General features: G+C 43.5%; 1 protein-coding gene. It reads right to left on the bottom strand.

The features are described from left to right. Positions 1 to 14: 14 nt before the first annotated feature. Complete coding sequence (locus tag FD47_RS14610) at positions 15 to 935, bottom strand: IS30-like element ISLsa1 family transposase (RefSeq protein WP_056980850.1); 921 nt, start codon at positions 933 to 935, stop codon at positions 15 to 17. Positions 936 to 1,033 lie beyond the last annotated feature (98 nt).

Here is a 1,033-nt window from a genome sequence, read left to right as displayed (position 1 = left end):
GGCAAATTACAAGTTTAATCCGAACAAGCCCGGAATCTTTCAATGGCAGTCTGTTGATGATGTATTTTTAATGGTCGTTGATTAATTAGTTCAAGTGCTGCTAGGATCTCATCAGTCGTTACTTGGCTAAAATCGGTCTTTTTCGGGAAGAACCAGCGTAACCGTCTATTAAAATATTCATTGGAACCTCGCTCCCATGGTGAATATGGATGGCAAAAATAAACTTTGATCTGATAATCCTGTTCTAAGGCCTGATAATTGGCAAACTCTTTACCATGATCAACAGTAATGGATTTTACTTGGGGACCGAAGGCCCCCATAAACTTGCCAAAGGCGGTGTTTAGAGCCTTAGCCGTTCTATTAGGGGCTTTGATGGCCCATAGAAGTCGGGTCTTACGTTCTACGAATGTAACCAGACATGATCGTGACTCACTTCGACTAGAAAGCACCGTATCTACTTCCCAATGACCAAAAGCTAACCGTTGATTAACAGTTGTTGGCCGTTGTTCGATGGAAGTCCCACTTGTAAATTTCCCACGATTTTCGCTCACTCGGTGCTGGCGGACATTCCGATTGGGTAGATCAGTCAATTTGAAGGGGAGCCAGCCACGATTAAGCCAATTATAAATTGACGCAGTGCTCAAGTTATAAGCGGCCGCAACGGTTTCTGGTGACCAGGTTAATCGTAAGTGATTGGTAATTAAAGTCGCTAATGCTGCCGTCAGCATCGAACGACGACCGCAATTCCGCCTTTTGCGATCTGCATCTTGCTGAGCTAATTCTGGATCATAAGGTTTAACCCGGTCCAACTCATAGCTAATCGTAGCTTTGGCGACGCCTAAGGCGTCAGCCATTACTTGGTAAGATTTATTCCCCTCATTGACCAGTTGTGCTAGTGCGCCACGTTGAAAACGTGATAAAGTAGATGTACCCAAAGTAATCACTCCCTATATTGGTTGGAATTAGCTACTACCATTGTAAGTGATTGCTTTGGGCTTTTTAATTTCTGTTCGGATTAATTATAGAATTTGCC

It is taken from the genome of Lentilactobacillus parafarraginis DSM 18390 = JCM 14109, assembly GCF_001435895.1.
GTDB lineage: Bacteria > Bacillota > Bacilli > Lactobacillales > Lactobacillaceae > Lentilactobacillus > Lentilactobacillus parafarraginis.
Note: the sequence above shows the minus strand (reverse complement) of the source record. Positions and strands in the feature narration are given on the sequence as shown.